General features: G+C 69.3%; 13 protein-coding genes. All 13 read right to left on the bottom strand.

The window, feature by feature from the left end; genetic code table 11:
- Positions 1–90: 90 nt before the first annotated feature.
- The 13 genes from VIM26_RS25355 to tsf all read right to left on the bottom strand — a co-directional run bounded on the left by VIM26_RS25355 (position 91) and on the right by tsf (position 14,891).
- Complete coding sequence (locus VIM26_RS25355) at positions 91–1,686, bottom strand: MFS transporter (protein WP_331956106.1); 1,596 nt, start codon at positions 1,684–1,686, stop codon at positions 91–93.
- Between the two features lie 386 nt (positions 1,687–2,072).
- Complete coding sequence (locus VIM26_RS25350; protein ID WP_331956105.1) at positions 2,073–3,677, bottom strand: MFS transporter; 1,605 nt, start codon at positions 3,675–3,677, stop codon at positions 2,073–2,075.
- A gap of 240 nt (positions 3,678–3,917) precedes the next feature.
- Positions 3,918–4,196 carry an HPr family phosphocarrier protein gene (locus VIM26_RS25345; RefSeq protein WP_331956104.1) on the bottom strand — a complete coding sequence of 93 codons (279 nt, stop codon included), beginning with the start codon at positions 4,194–4,196 and terminating at the stop codon, positions 3,918–3,920.
- Positions 4,197–4,248: 52 nt separating this feature from the next.
- Positions 4,249–5,934 (bottom strand): phosphoenolpyruvate--protein phosphotransferase, encoded by a 1,686-nt coding sequence (gene ptsP, locus VIM26_RS25340; protein WP_331956103.1) that lies wholly within the window; start codon positions 5,932–5,934, stop codon positions 4,249–4,251.
- A gap of 39 nt (positions 5,935–5,973) precedes the next feature.
- On the bottom strand, positions 5,974–7,995 hold the full coding sequence (locus VIM26_RS25335) for a fructose-specific PTS transporter subunit EIIC (RefSeq protein ID WP_331956102.1): 2,022 nt from the start codon (positions 7,993–7,995) through the stop codon (positions 5,974–5,976).
- Between the two features lie 4 nt (positions 7,996–7,999).
- Positions 8,000–8,965 (bottom strand): 1-phosphofructokinase family hexose kinase, encoded by a 966-nt coding sequence (locus VIM26_RS25330; RefSeq protein ID WP_331956101.1) that lies wholly within the window; start codon positions 8,963–8,965, stop codon positions 8,000–8,002.
- Positions 8,962–9,750 carry a DeoR/GlpR family DNA-binding transcription regulator gene (locus tag VIM26_RS25325; protein WP_331956100.1) on the bottom strand — a complete coding sequence of 263 codons (789 nt, stop codon included), beginning with the start codon at positions 9,748–9,750 and terminating at the stop codon, positions 8,962–8,964. Before VIM26_RS25325 ends, VIM26_RS25330 begins: the two co-directional genes overlap by 4 nt.
- 159 nt (positions 9,751–9,909) lie before the next feature.
- Positions 9,910–10,464, bottom strand: a complete 555-nt coding sequence (locus VIM26_RS25320) for a DivIVA domain-containing protein (protein WP_331956099.1) — start codon at positions 10,462–10,464, stop codon at positions 9,910–9,912.
- The gene (gene rlmN, locus VIM26_RS25315) at positions 10,461–11,606 is read right to left on the bottom strand and encodes a 23S rRNA (adenine(2503)-C(2))-methyltransferase RlmN (RefSeq protein WP_414696581.1); all 1,146 of its coding nucleotides are present in this window, start codon (positions 11,604–11,606) and stop codon (positions 10,461–10,463) included. The genes VIM26_RS25320 and rlmN overlap by 4 nt, the downstream gene beginning before the upstream one ends.
- 18 nt (positions 11,607–11,624) lie before the next feature.
- Positions 11,625–12,500 carry a phosphatidate cytidylyltransferase gene (locus tag VIM26_RS25310; protein WP_331956098.1) on the bottom strand — a complete coding sequence of 292 codons (876 nt, stop codon included), beginning with the start codon at positions 12,498–12,500 and terminating at the stop codon, positions 11,625–11,627.
- Positions 12,500–13,057, bottom strand: a complete 558-nt coding sequence (gene frr / locus VIM26_RS25305; RefSeq protein WP_331956097.1) for a ribosome recycling factor — start codon at positions 13,055–13,057, stop codon at positions 12,500–12,502. The genes VIM26_RS25310 and frr overlap by 1 nt, the downstream gene beginning before the upstream one ends.
- A gap of 70 nt (positions 13,058–13,127) precedes the next feature.
- The gene (gene pyrH, locus VIM26_RS25300; RefSeq protein WP_331956107.1) at positions 13,128–13,868 is read right to left on the bottom strand and encodes a UMP kinase; all 741 of its coding nucleotides are present in this window, start codon (positions 13,866–13,868) and stop codon (positions 13,128–13,130) included.
- 177 nt (positions 13,869–14,045) lie between these two features.
- The gene (gene tsf / locus VIM26_RS25295) at positions 14,046–14,891 is read right to left on the bottom strand and encodes a translation elongation factor Ts (RefSeq protein ID WP_331956096.1); all 846 of its coding nucleotides are present in this window, start codon (positions 14,889–14,891) and stop codon (positions 14,046–14,048) included.
- Positions 14,892–15,100: the final 209 nt, after the last annotated feature.

The following is a 15,100-nucleotide window of genomic DNA, read 5'->3' as shown; positions in this document are numbered from 1 at the left end:
AACGTCCGAGCGTTGACGTCCTATAGGACGTCAACGCTCGGACGTTGCGGGTTCCTCTTGGTCAGCTCACGTGAGCGGCCAGCGAGCGGGTCAGACCTTGACGGGCTCCGCTTCCGGAACGTCTGCCACGATGACGTCGGCCGGCTCGTACGTGTGGTCGAACGGCAGCTCGTTCATGTCCAGCAACGGGTTGGCGTCCTGGCTCGCGACCAGGTCGTGCGCCTCCTCGACGGAGTCGACACTCGGCATCGACCCCGGGAGGTGACGCTGCGAGGACTCCTTGAGGAAGTAGATCGCGATGGCGCCGACGACCGAGGTACCCATGAGGTAGTACGCGGGCATCATGTCGTTGCCGGTCGAGTCGATCAGGAACGCGATGATGAACGGCGTGGTCCCACCGAAGATGGCGACCGCGAAGTTGTACGCGATCCCCATGGCGCCGTAGCGGCTCGCGGTCGGGAACTGCGCCGGGAGCGCCGAGGCGAGGTTGGCGACGTAGAACGTGGCCGGGAAGGCCACCAGCGCCAGGCCGAGCAGCGTGGTCCAGACCGCACCGTGACCGATCAGCAGGAACGCCGGGATGGACAGCACCACAGTGCTGATAGCCCCGATCCACAGCACCGGACGGCGCCCGATCTTGTCCGACCAACGCCCGGTCAACGGGATGCACACGGACATGATGACCAAGATGGGGATGGTCAGCAGCGTGCCGTGCAGCTCGTCGTAACCCTGGTTGGTCGTCAGGTACGTCGGCATGTACGAGGTGAGCGTGTACCCGACCGTGTTGGCCGCGGCGACGCAGATCATCGCCGTCACGATCCCGCGCCAGTACGCCTTGAAGATACCCAGCGGGGTCTTCAGTGCGGCCTCGGCGTCGATCTCGGACGACGCTTCCGAGGAGGGCGCGGCGGCCGCGTTGCCCTGCGCGTCGAGCGTCGCCTGGAAGGTCGGCGACTCCTCGATCTTGTTCCGGAACCAGATCGCGATCAGGCCGAGCGGGCCGGCGATCAGGAACGGCAGCCGCCAGCCCCAGGCGACCATGGTTTCCTGGCCCAGGGTCAACTGAAGCACGGACACCAGAAGCGCACCGAAAGCAAATCCCAGGTAGCTGCCCATGTCGAGCAGGCTCGCCACGAAACCGCGGCGGCTGTCCGGCGCGTGCTCGCTCACGAAGGTCGTCGCACCGGCGTACTCGCCGCCGGTGGAGAACCCCTGGATCAGCTTCGTGGCCACCAGCAGCACCGCGGCCCAGGTACCGATCTGCGCGTAGCCGGGAAGCAGGCCGACGACGAACGTCGACGCGGCCATCAGCATCAGGGTCCACGCCAGTACCTTCTGGCGGCCGATCTTGTCACCGAGCCAGCCGAAGAACACCCCACCGACCGGGCGGGCGACGAAGGTCGCCGCGAAGGTCCCGAACAGGAACAGCGTCTGGACGGACTTGTCGGCCTCCGGCAGGAACACCGGACCCATCGTCGTGATCAGGTAACCGAACACGCCGACGTCGAACCACTCCATCGTGTTTCCGACGATGGTGCCGCCCAGGGCCTTGCGCAGCTTGGACCCGTTGACGATATTCACATGCTTGAAGTGCAGACGGCGACTGAGCAACCGTGGTTTCCTGGTCTTGCCTGCGGCGCCTTGAGCGCCTGGTATAGAGCCGGACATGCTGTTGTCTACGGGCATGTTGAGCTTCTTCCGTGAAGTCATAGCGACGCACAGTCGAGCACCGAGTAGACCGCGGGAGAAAACAGCGGTCTGGGCACTGCCGTACGTCGTCGGCGAAGGTCTTTCGGCTCAGGACGGAATGTTCCGCGCGCGAGGGGCTTCAAATCCGGTTGGGGAGCCCTAGGAAACCTTCGTGACACCAAAAATGCTGACCCCCGGACGAGCCGTCGGCCAGCATTTCAGCGGCAGATCAATCCCCAGTGTACCGCGCCACGGGACTTTTCGATAATCCTGACCGGCGTTGCGAGCACCGCGACGCCTCGTCGCGCCCGGCTCGGAGTGCGACGAGGGGCGCTCGGGTTTGCCCGGGCGCCCCTCGTTCTGCGTCGCTCACATGCGAGTGATCAGACCTTGACGGGCTCCGCATCCGGCAGCTCGTCGGCGACGATCTCGACCGCGTCGGCCGGCTCGTACGTGTGGTCGAACGGCAGCTCGTTCATGTCCAGCAACGGGTTGTCGTCCTGGCTCGCGACCAGGTCGTGGGCCGCCTCGACGGAGTCGACGCTCGGCATCGACCCCGGCAGGTGACGCTGCGAGGACTCCTTCAGGAAGTAGATCGCAATCCCACCGACGAACGACGTGCCCACCAGGTAGTAGGCGGGCATCATGAGGTCGTCCGTGCTGTCGATGAGCCACGCGATGATGAACGGCGCGGTGCCACCGAAGATCGCGACCGCGAAGTTGTACGCGATCCCCATGGCCCCGTACCGGCTGGCGGTCGGGAACTGGGCCGGCAGCGCCGAGGCGATGTTGGACACGTAGAACACGACCGGGAAGGCGATCATCGCCAGCCCGAGCATGGTGGTCCAGACCTTGCCGTCACCGATCAGCAGGAACGCGGGGATGGACAGCACCACGGCGCTGCCGGCGCCGATCCACATCGTCGGACGCCGCCCGATCTTGTCCGAGAGGCGCCCGGCGAACGGGATCGCGAGCGACATGACGACCAGGATCGGGATGGTCAGCAACGTCCCGTGCACCTCGTCGTAGCCCCTGTTGGTGGTGAGGTACGTGGGCATGTACGAGGTGAGCGTGTAGGCGACCGTGTTGGCGGCGGCGACGCAGATCATGGACGCCAGAATCCCGCGCCAGTAGGCCTTGAAGATGCCGACCGGGGTCTTGAGCGACGCTTCCGCGCTGATGTCGGCCTCGGACGCGGTCGCGTTCGAGGCGGAGGCCACCTCCTGCGCGTCCTGCGCGGCGGTGAAGGCCGGGGACTCCTCGATCTTGTTCCGGAACCAGATCGCGATCAGGCCGAGCGGGCCGGCGATCAGGAACGGCAGGCGCCAGGCCCAGGCCTCCATCTCGTGCTGGCCCAGCGTGAGCTGGAGCACGGACACCACGGCGGCACCCAGCGCGAAGCCGAGGTAGCTGCCCACGTCCAGCCAGCTGGCGAAGTACCCGCGGCGGCTGTCCGGCGAGTGCTCGCTGACGAACGTGGTCGCGCCGGCGTACTCGCCACCGGTCGAGAAGCCCTGGATCAGCTTCGTGACCACGAGCAGGACGGCAGCCCAGATGCCGATCTGCGCGTACCCCGGCAGCAGGCCGACGACGAACGTCGACGCGGCCATCATGATGAGGGTCCAGGCCAGGACCCGCTGGCGGCCGACCTTGTCGCCGAGCCAGCCGAAGAACACCCCACCGACCGGGCGGGCGATGAAGGTCACCGCGAACGTCCCGAGCAGGAACAGCGTCTGGACCGACTTGTCGGCCTCCGGCAGGAACACCGGGCCCATCGTCGTGATCAGGTACCCGAACACGCCGACGTCGAACCACTCCATCGTGTTTCCGACGATCGTGCCGCCCAGGGCTTTCCGCAGCCGGCCCGGGTTGACGATGTTGATGTGCTTGAAATGCAGACGACGGCTCTCGAGCCGTGGCTTCCTGGTCTTACCTGCGGCGCCTGGAGCGCCTGTCATTGAGCTGGACATGCTGCTGTCTTTGGGCATGTGAGCTTCTTCCGTGAAGTCAGGTCGTGCGGTACGGCTGCGCGCCGGCGGATCGCGGGAGAAAACAGCGGTCCACCTGCGGCCGGACATCGTCGGCGAAGGTTTTTCGGCTCCGGACGGAATAGACCGTGCGCGAGGAGCTTCAGATCCGGTAGGGAGCCCTAGGAAACCTTCGTGACACTAAAATGCTGACCTCCGGATTCACCGGCGGCCAGCATTTCAGCAGTAGATCGAATTACACTATACCGCGTCGTGGTCCGTTTCAAGAATCTTGACAAGAGTCTCGAGCACGGCGGGCGCCTCGTCGCCCTCCGCGCGGAGCACGACGACGTCGCCATTGGCGGCGCCGAGGCTCATCAGCGACAGGATGCTTGAGGCGTCCATCGCGTCGTCGGCCGGCTCGCCGTCCATGGCGATGGTGACCTCGATCGGCTGCTCGCCGACCGCCTCGGCGAAGATCGCGGCGGGCCGGGCGTGCAGGCCGACGCGGCTGGCGATGGTGGCCTTACGTTCGATCATGGTTGCTCCTGTGTCGTCGGTGGGTGGTGATGCGGGTGTTGGTCGTGGTGAGCTAAACGCCGAGTGTGTCAAGGATTGGCAGCTTTGCGCGGACCCTCGCCTTGGCCTCGGTCGCGCTCGGTGCCGCGAGGGCCACCTTCGCCAGCTCCCGCGCCTCATCCAGGGTGACGCTCCCGAGCACCGCGCCGACGGCGGCCAGCGCGCGGGGCGTCATCGACAGGGTAGACACACCCAGCCCTGCGAGCACGACAGCGAGGGCCGGGTCGGCCGCAGCCTCCCCGCACACCCCCACCGGCTTGTTGTGCCCCTCGGCCACCGATCCGGCGACGGTGAGTCCGATCAGCTGGAGCACCGCGGGCTGCCAGGGGTTGTTCAGGGCCGCGAGGGTGCCCAGCTGGCGGTCCGCGGCCATCGTGTACTGGCTGAGGTCGTTCGTGCCCAGGCTGGCGAACTCCACCTTGCCGAGGATGGCCTCGGCCGTGAGCGCAGCCGACGGCACCTCGACCATGACCCCGGGGGTCTTCAGCCCGGCGGCCGCGCACATGCCCGCGAAGTGCTCGGCCTCGTCGACCGTCGCGATCATCGGCGCCATCACCCACACCAGAGCCTCGGAGCCCTCCGCGGCCGTGGCGATCGCCTTGAGCTGGCGCTCGAGCACGCCGGGCGAGGTCCAGTCCGTCCGGTAGCCCCGCACGCCGAGCGCAGGGTTCGGCTCGGTCGCATCGGTGAGGAACGGCAGCGGCTTGTCCGCGCCGGCGTCCAGGGTGCGGACGACGACCTTCTTGCCCGGGAAGGCGTCGAACACGCCCTTGTAGGCCGCGACCTGGTCCTCGTTCGACGGCTCCTTGTCCCTGCCGAGGAAGCAGAACTCGGTCCGCAGCAGCCCGACGCCCTGGGCGCCCGCGGCTGCGGCCTTGACCGCATCCTCGGCTCCCCCGACGTTGGACAGCAGCGGGATCAGGTGCCCGTCCGACGTCGAACCGTTCCCGTCGAAGCGGGACAGCGCGGACGCCGTCGTGGTCCAGGCCAGTGCCGCGGCGACCTGGGCCTCGTCCGGACCCACCGAGATGGTCCCGGCGGCCCCGTCGACGTAGATCTCCGTGCCGTCGGCGAGCTCCTCGACCCCGGCGGCGGCGACGACGGCCGGCAGCCCCAGCGCCCGGGCGATGATCGCCGTGTGGGACTGGGGACCGCCGCTGGAGGTGACCAGCGCGAGGACCTTCTTCGTGTCCAGGGTCGCCGTGTCTGCCGGGGCGAGGTCCTCGGCGACCAGGATGAACGGCTCGTCGGACGCCGGGATCCCGGGGGCGGGCACCCCCCGGAGCTCGGCGACGATCCGGGACCGGACGTCCAGGACGTCCGTCGCCCGTTCCGCCATGTAGCCGCCGAGGTTGTGCAGCATCTCGGCGACCGACGCACTGGCGTCCCAGACCGCCCGCTCGGGCCCGGTGCCCTTGTTGATCAGCTTGATCGCCGACTTGATGAGCATCGGGTCCGCAGCCATCAGCGCAGTAGCCTCCAGGACCGCCTTGGCGCCACCCTCGGCACCCGCCGCCCGTCGCTTCAGCTCCGCCTGGACGGTCTTGGAGGCCGTCCGCAGCGCGTCCGCTGCCTGCTCGGGTGTCGTCGACGCGGCCAGCTTCTCGCCGGCCGGTGGCTCACTGACGGGCTTGGGCATCTGACGCACGACGCCGATGATGCGTCCGGGAGTGACACCAACACCTGAAAAGTTCTGCACGGAACGTCCTCGATTCTTGTCCGGAAGCCTGTCGAAAGCCTAGGCGGAGACCAGCGCGGGACTCTGGGACTCGGCCGGCTCCTTCTTGACGGCGTACCGCTTGAGCGCGATGACGGCCAGCGCCGAGATCACCGCACCGACGGCAATCGCCAAGATGAAGAGCCCGACGTTACCAATCGCGAAGAAGACGAAGATCCCACCGTGCGGGGCCTTCGACGTCACGCCGCCGGCCATGCAGATCGCGCCCGTCGTCGCGGCGCCCAGCATGCTCGCGGGGATCACGCGCAGCGGGTCGGCGGCGGCGAACGGGATGGCACCCTCGGAGATGAAGGACGCGCCCAGCAGCCATGCCGCCTTGCCGTTCTCGCGCTCGGCGAGGCTGAAGAGCTTCTTGTCGAGCACCGTGGCCAAGGCCATGGCGAGCGGCGGGACCATCCCGGCGGCCATCACGGCGGCCATGATCTTCCACGGCGCCGGGTTGTCGATGGTCGCGGCCGACAGGCCGGCGACGGCGAACGCGTAGGCGACCTTGTTGACCGGTCCGCCGAGGTCGAAGGCCATCATCAGGCCCAGGATGACGCCCAGCGCGATGGCGCTCACGCCGCTCATGCCGGTCAGCCAGGAGCTCAGCCCCTTGGTGACCGCCGCGATGGGGCCGCCGAGGATCAGGAACATCGCACCGGACGCCACGATGGACGCGACCAGCGGGATGATCACGACAGGCATCAGGCTGCGCAGCCAGCGGGGAACGTTGAGCCGCTCGAAGCTCTTCGCGACGACACCGGCCAGCAGTCCACCGACGATGCCGCCGAGGAAGCCCGCACCCATGTATCCCGCGACCGCACCGGCCACGAACCCGGGCGCGATGCCCGGCCGGTCCGCGATCGCATAGGCGATGTACCCGGCGAGCGCGGGGACCAGGAAGCCCATCGACAGGGCGCCGATCTTGAAGAGCACCGCACCGAGGAAGTAGAGCAGGCCCTGCGGAGGCAGGTGGGCGAGGGTGAAGCCCTTGATGACATCGTCCGCAGTAGTGCCGAGCGCGATCTGGTAGTGCGCGAGCAGGAAGCCCAGGGCGATTAGCAGACCGCCACCGGCGACGAACGGGATCATGTAGCTGACGCCGGTGAGCAGCGCGCGCTTGACCCGCTGGCCCATGTGCTCACCCGCCTCGTCGCTGTCGGCGCCCGGGTCAAGGCCCCCGGTGACGCGTCGCGCGTTCGGGTTCTTGGCCGCCGCGAGGGCTTCGGCGATCATCTTGGCGGGCTCATCGATGCCGCGCTTGACCGGGGCGTTGATGACCGGCTTGCCGACGAAGCGCTCCTTGCCGCGCACATCGACGTCGACCGCGAAGATGACGGCGCCGGCCGCCGCGATGACTGCGGGGTCGAGCGGGGTAAGTCCGGCCGAGCCCTGGGTCTCGACGTGGAGCTCGACGCCGGCCTCGCGAGCCGCGGCGGCGAGTGCGTCCGCGGCCATGTAGGTGTGCGCGATACCGGTGGGGCAGGCGGTAATCGCGACCAGGCTGATCGCGTCCGCAGACCGGCCCGCACTCGCCGCGGCGTCCGCCGCGGCGCTCTCGGTGGCGGCAGCCGCGGCGGCGTCGGGCGTGGGGCTGACGACGGCGGTCACCAGCTCGACGATCTCGTCCGGCGACTTCGCCTCGCGCAGCGAACCGGTGAAGTCCTTCTTCATGAGCGACCGGGCCAGCTTGGCGAGCAGCTTGAGGTGCTCGGTGTCCGCGCCGGCGGGCGCCGCGATGAAGAAGACCAGGTCCGCGGGACCGTCCTTGGACCCGAAGTCGACCGCGGGCGTCAGCCTGGCCATGGCCAGGGTCGGCTCGAGGACGGCCGTCGAGCGGCAGTGCGGGATGGCCAGTCCACCGGGGATACCGGTGGCGGTCTTGGACTCCCGGGCGATGGCGTCCGCGTACAGGCCCTCGACCTCAGTGGCGCGGCCTGCCGCCACGACGAGCTCGGCCAGCTTGCGGATGACGGTGGATGGATCGGAACCGAGGTTCTGGTCCAGAGCCACCAGCTGCGGGGTGATCAAGGCACTCATTTGGTCATCCTCCATTGGATGTAGGAGCAAACACCGTCACGGTGACGGCATCAGGATCTGTCTCGCTGCGCGCCGGGACGGTAGATCCCGGAAGAGAGGCGGCGGCCGCGCCGTGCGCGGCGGCCTGGCGCAGGCAGTCGGCCGGCGAGGCGCCCGCGATGTCGCTCAGCAGGTAGCCGGCGAGCGCGGAGTCGCCCGCGCCGACGGTGCTGACGGCGACGATCTTGGGGCTCTGGGCGAACCAGCAGCCGTCCGCGGTGACCAGCACGGCGCCCTTGGAGCCGAGCGTCGCCAGGACCGCGCCGACCCCGCCGGCGACCAGCTTCCGGGCCGCGTCAGCAGCCAGGTGCGGGTCGGCCTCCAGGCTGTCGCCGTCCGAGATCCCGGTGAGCTCCGCGAGCTCCTCGGCGTTCGGCTTGAGCAGGTCGGGGCGGGACGCGATCGCGGCGGCGAGCGGTGCCCCCGAGGAGTCGATCGCGACCTTGGGCGCGTTCACGCCGTGCCGGCGGTGCAGCTCGTCGGTGATCTCCGCATAGAACTCGGCCGGCACGCCCGGCGGCAACGAACCCGCCAGCACGAGCCAGCGCGCGCCCTCGGCCTTTTCCAGGACCAGCTCGACCAGCGCGCGCTGCTGCGCCGCGGTGAGCTCCGGTCCCGGCTCGTTCACCTTGGTGGTGGTGCCGTCGGGCTCGGTGATGGCCACGTTGCTGCGCAGCCGGGCGCCGATGTGCAGGCCCAGGTGCGGGATCTTCTGCTCCTCGAGCGCCAGCAGAACCGGGTCCTCGTCGTCGCCCGGCAGGATCGCCAGGCTCCGCACTCCGGAGACCTCGAGCGCGCGGGCGATGTTGACGCCCTTGCCGCCCGGCTCCTGGTGGGCGGCGACCGCGCGCTGCACGTCGCCGCGGGCCAGCGGGCCGGCGAGCTCGATCGTGCGGTCGAGGCTGGGGTTGGGGGTCAGGGTGATGATCATGCGATCACAATCTCGACGTCGGCCGCGGCCAGGGCTGCGGCGAGCTGCGCGGATGGGGGGACTTCGGTGATGAGGGTGTCGACGTCGCGGAGGCTGGCAAACCGGACCAGCGACTCCTCGCCGAGCTTGGAGGAGTCGACGAGCGCGACGACGCGGCGGGCGGACCGGATCATGGCGGTCTTGACGGCCGCCTCGACCGAGTCCGGGGTGCTGAACCCGAACTGCGCGTCGACGCCGTTGGTGCCGACGAACGCGATGTCCGTGCGCAGGGCCTCGAGCTGCGCGGTCGTGCTGGAACCCACGATCGCGCTGGTCAAGCCGCGGACCCGCCCCCCCAAGATGTGCACCTGAATATCGTCGTTGACGGCGAGCTTCAGCGCGATCGGGAGACCGTTCGTGATGACCAGGAGCCGGTCGTCCGGGCTGGCCGGGGTCCAGTCGACGAGCCGCTCGGCGAGGCGTTCGGTCGTGGTGCCGGCGTCCAGGATGATCGAGGCGGTCCGGCTGGTCGGGACCAGCTTCAGGGCGGCCGCCGCGATCCGGGCCTTCTCGTCCTGGTGCTGAGTCTGGCGCTCGGTGATGCTCGGCTCGGACATGCTCAGCCGGTTCATCGCGACGGCGCCGCCGTGCACCCGGCGCAGCTGGCGCGCGCTCTCCAGGGCGTCCAGGTCCCTACGGACCGTCTCCCGGGTGATGTTGAAACGCTCCGCCAGCTCGTTGACGGTGACCCGCCCCGCCTCGGTCACCCGGACGGCGATGAGGAGCTGACGCTCTTCGGCGAACACGGGGCCTCCTCAACGGTGAGTGGATATCAGGCCCGGCGTTCTTGGCCTTGCCCGACACTATCTGTGTTTGTCTTTGGTTGTCAACAGCCTCGCAGACAAACACAGAGGGCGCCCGGTAGCCACCGGGCGCCCTGCGATCTGACCTGTTCTGCTGGGGTGCTATTCGACCCCGAGGAGCACCTCGACGGCTCGGTCGCAGAACGCGTCGACGGGCCCCTCGGCGTAGCCGGCCCCGCCCGAGCGCCGCCGGAAGGTCGCCGATCGCACGTCATGGGCCGACAGCGGCTCGCCCCGATCGAAGTAGCCGACCAGGCGGTGGCAGAGCGCGTCCACGTCGGCCGGCGCATACCCGGCGGCGCCGCGATGGGGGCGGACGAACTTCTCGCCGTCGGACCTGGTCAGGCGCCCGTACAGCGACCGCGCGCCGTCCGCGAGCCGTTCCATCCACGCCTGCTGGCCGTGGGCCGCCACGAACTCCTGTCGCGCCCGGGCGATGAACGCGGCCTCGAGGCGGTCCAGGGCGGAATCGACCGCGCCGGTGGCGTACCCGCCGCGCACGATGTCGAACGCCGTCGCGCGCACGTCGTGACCGGTCAGCGGCTTGGCTTCCTTGCCCTCGTACGCCCGCCGGGCGAGGTCGAAGAACTCATCGACCTCATCGGTCGCGTAGCCGGACCTCAGGCGCGAGACGGTCTTGAACATGCCTTCGCTCACGCGTCCTCCTCGGCGGCAAGCTGCCCGCACGCGCCGTCGATGTCGCTGCCGCGGGTGTCGCGGAGCGTCGTCGGGATGCCGTGCGCGCGCAGCCTGGCCACGAACTCCGCCTCGACCGCCGGGTCGCTCGACGTCCACTTGGAGCCGGGCGTCGGGTTGAGCGGGATGGGGTTGCAGTGCACCCAGCCCTTCCCGCGGGCGTTGAGCTTCTCGCCCAGCAGGTCCGCACGCCAGCCGTGGTCGTTGATGTCGCGGATCAGCGCGTACTCGATCGACACCCGCCGGCCGGTGACCTCGAAGTAGTGGTACGCCGCGTCGATGGTCTCGTCCACGCTCCACTTCGTGTTGATCGGCACGAGCTCGTCGCGCAGCTCGTCGTCGGGCGCGTGCAGCGAGACCGCGAGCGTCACCGGGATGCCCTCATTGGTGAGCCTGGTGATGGCCGGGACGAGGCCGACCGTGGAGACCGTGATGTTGCGCGCGGACATCCCGAACCCGTCGGGGGTCGGCGCGATCAGCCGCCGCACCGTCTCCATGACGGACCGGTAGTTGGCGAGCGGCTCGCCCATGCCCATGAACACGATGTTCGACAGGCGGGTCGGGCTGCCACCGACCTCGCCGTCGGCCAGGGACCTCGCGGCCGAGCGGACCTGCTCGACGATCTCCGCCGTCGACAGGTTCCGCGTCAGCCCGAGCTGTCCGGTGGCGCAGAAGGCGCACGCCAGCCCGCAGCCGGCCTGGCTCGAGACGCACAGCGTCGAGCGGTGCTTGTACCGCATCAGGACGGACTCGACCTTGGCGCCGTCGAACATCTTCCACAGGGTCTTGACGGTCGTGCCGCGGTCGGCCTGCATGGTCTTCGCCGCGGTGAGCAGCGGCGGGAAGAGACCGGCCACCAGCACGTCGCGGCTGGCCTTGGGCAGGTCCGTCATCGCCTCGGGGTCGGCGGTGAGGTGCGTGAAGTAGTGGGTCGCGAGCTGCTTGGCCCGGAACGGCTTCTCCCCCAGGTCCTCGACCGCCTGCACGCGCTCGGCGGGGGTCAGGTCGACGAAGTGTCGCGGTGGCTTGCCGCGCGGGCCACGCCGGCTCGCGGAGAAGTCCAGGGCGACCGGCGTCGCGGTCCTCGGGGCGGTGGTGGGCACAGTCAACGAATTTCCCTTTCAGTCGCCCACTGGCAGGGACACCAGCAGGACGAGGTACACGACGGGCGCGGTCAGCAGCATCGAGTCGAGGCGGTCCAGGACGCCGCCGTGGCCGGGCAGCAGGCTGCCCATGTCCTTGAGCTCGAGGTCGCGCTTGATCAGCGACTCGGACAGGTCGCCGACGATCGCGGTCGTCACGGTCGCCAGGCCCAGGGCGACCCCGACCAACGGGTTCGACCCGAACAGCCAGCGATAGCCGACCGCTCCGACGGCGCAGCACAGCACGACCGACCCGGCCAGCCCCTCCCAGGTCTTCTTCGGGCTGACCGACGGCGCGAGCGGGTGCCTGCCGATCAGGACGCCCGCGGTGTACCCGCCGACGTCGCTCGCCACGGCGAGCAGCACGAACAGCAGCACCCGCAGCGCGCCGTCGGGCATCGAGAGCATGAGCATCACGAAGCCGGCGAGGAACGGCAGGTACGCGGCCGCGAAGATCCCCGCGGTGGAGTCCCGCAGCGCGGCGGTCGGGTCCCGCAACGCGGCCGGCCCGTCGCCGAGGCCGAGCACCCGCCAGACGACGAGGCCGCCCGCGGTGAGCATGAACGCGACGAGCAGCGCCTCGCTGCCCGCGACGTACGCCGAGACGAGGATCCCGGTCGAACCCACCAGCAGCATGAACAGCGGCAGGTGGATGTCCCGGCGCTTGAGTGCCTGGTCGAGCTCCCAGAGGGACGCCCAGACCGCGATCACCGCGATCCCGACGAAGACCTCCTTGCGGACGAACAGCGACGCGCCCACCGCGGCGAGCAGCCCCAGGCCGACGGCGGTCGCCACCGGCAGGTCGCGGCCGGAGCGCGTGACCTGTGGAACAGCGGGGTGGGCGAGCTCTGTCATCAGACCTCGAGCAGCTCGCTCTCCTTGGCCGCAAGCACGACGTCGATGACCTCGACACGCTTCTTGGTCAGTCCCTCGAGCTCCTTCTCGGCGCGCGCGACGGCGTCCTCGCCCGCCTCGCCGTCCTTCGCGATGCGGTCCAGCTCGTCCTTGGCCCGACGGCGGATGTTGCGCACCGCGATGCGCGCATCCTCGGCCTTGGTCCGGGCGAGCTTGACGAAGTCCTTGCGGCGCTCCTCCGTCAGGGAGGGCAGCACGACGCGGATGACGTTGCCGTCGTCCGTCGGGTTGACGCCCAGGTCGGAGTCGCGCAACGCCTTCTCGATGCCCACCATGGAGGACTTGTCGAACGGTGAGATGAGGATCGTGCGCGCCTCGGGGGTGCTGAACGACGCGAGCTGCTGCAGCGGCGTCGGACTGCCGTAGTAGTCGACGAAGATCTTCGTGAACATCGCCGCGCTCGCACGACCGGTTCGGATCGTTGCGAAGTCTTCCTTGGCGACCTCGATCGCCTTGTCCATCTTCTCCTCGGCCTCGAGGAGGGTGTCGTCGATCACCGGTGCTCCTTAGTTCGCATGAATCGCGTGATGTGGGGCGTGGCTGCCGGACGACCTCGCCTGAGAGAGCTCAGTCGGCAGTGACCAACGTGCCGATCTTCTCACCCTGCAGGGCCCGAGTGACGTTGCCGGCCTCACTCATGCCGAAGACGCGCATCCGTACGCCATTGTCCTTGCACAGGCTGAACGCCGTCGAGTCGACGACCTCGAGGCCCTGCAGCAGCGCCTCGTTGTACGTGACGTGGTCCAGCCGGACGGCCGACGGGTCCGTTCGCGGGTCGGCGTTGTAGACACCGTCGACGCCGTTCTTGCCCATCAGGACCTCCTGGCAGTGCGTCTCGAGCGCACGCTGGACCGCGACGGTGTCCGTGGAGAAGTACGGCATGCCGGCGCCGGCACCGAAGATGACGACGCGGCCCTTCTCCATGTGCCGGATCGCGCGCAGCGGGATGTACGGCTCGGCCACCTGGCCCATGGTGATCGCGGTCTGCACGCGGGTGTCCACGCCGACCTGTTCGAGGAAGTCCTGCAGCGCGAGGCAGTTCATCACGGTGCCGAGCATGCCCATGTAGTCCGCGCGGGCCCGGTCCATGCCGCGCTGGGAGAGCTCGGCGCCGCGGAAGAAGTTCCCGCCGCCGGTCACGATGGCGACCTGGATGCCGTCCTGCACCGCGACCGCGATCTCTGCCGCAACTCGCTGGACGACGTCGGGCGCGAGGCCGATGGCCCCACCGCCGAAGGTCTCCCCCGAGAGCTTGAGCAGCACCCGGCGGGTGGCTGACGCGCCGCGGACGGTCCCTGCGCTCTGCATGGCCGTCAAATCGAGTTCCTGCGCCACGTGTCCTCCACTTGCTGTCTCCGCTGCCCGTGCTGCCTGCATCGTGCTGCCTGCTGCGTGCGCTCTGCTGGTTCGCCCCGCCGTGGCGTAGCCGTGCTGCGGAAGTGGCCCCGGTCCCGAAGGACCGGGGCCACCCCCAACTACGTCAGATCAGGCGCCGACGCGGAACCGCGCGAAGCCGGTGACCGTGCCGCCGACCTCGGCGAGCACCTGGGCGACCGTCTTCTTCGGGTCCTTCGCGAACGCCTGGTCCACCAGGACCGTGTCCTTGAAGAAGCCGTTCAGGCGACCCTCGATGATCTTCGGGAGCGCCTGCTCCGGCTTGCCCTCGTTGCGCGAGGTCTCCTCGGCGATCCGGCGCTCCGAGACGACCGTCTCGGCCGGGACGTCCTGCCGAGTGAGGTAGACCGGGGAGTACGCCGCGATGTGCATCGCGATGTCCTTGGCGACCGAGGAACCGGCCGCGTCGGTACCGACGAGCACGCCGACCTGCGGGGGCAGGTCCTTGTTCACCTTGTGCAGGTAGACAGCCACGTGCTCAGCGGCGACGCGCGCCACCCGGCGCACGACGATCCGCTCGCCGAGGGTGGCCGCAGTGTCGTCGACCAGTCCCTGAACCGTGGTGCCGTCGACCTCGCTGGAGAGCAGCACGTCCGCGTCGCGGGCACCCGAGGCGATCGCCGCGGCGAGCACCTTGTCTGCCAGGCCACGGAACGTGACGTTCTTCGCCACGAAGTCCGTCTCGGAGTTGACCTCGACGAGGACTCCGACCTGGCCTTCGCCGTCCGGGGTGGCGGTGACTTCCGCCGCCACCAGACCGTCGGAGGCCGAGCGGCCCTCGCGCTTGCTGACGCCCTTGAGGCCCTTGACTCGGATGAGCTCGAGCGCCTTTTCGGCGTCGCCGTCCGCCTCGTCGAGCGCCTTCTTGACGTCGAGCATGCCCGCACCGGTGCGTTCCCGGAGCGCCTTGATGTCAACGGCGGTGTAGTTCGCCATCAGAATTCCGTCCTTCGTCGATGCCAGTTGCGAGTGTGCTTGCGTCCTACTCGGACTTCGCGGCCTCGTCGGTCTCGGGGGCAGCAGCCTCGGGGACGACCTCGACCGGAGCGACAGCCTCGGCGACGGGCGCCTCGGGGACGACCTCGACCGGAGCGACGACCTCGGCGACGGGCGCCTCGGGGACGACCTCGACCGGAGCGACAGCC

Source organism: Pengzhenrongella sp., assembly GCF_036565025.1.
Classification (GTDB): Bacteria; Actinomycetota; Actinomycetes; order Actinomycetales; family Cellulomonadaceae; genus Pengzhenrongella.
Note: the sequence above shows the minus strand (reverse complement) of the source record. Positions and strands in the feature narration are given on the sequence as shown.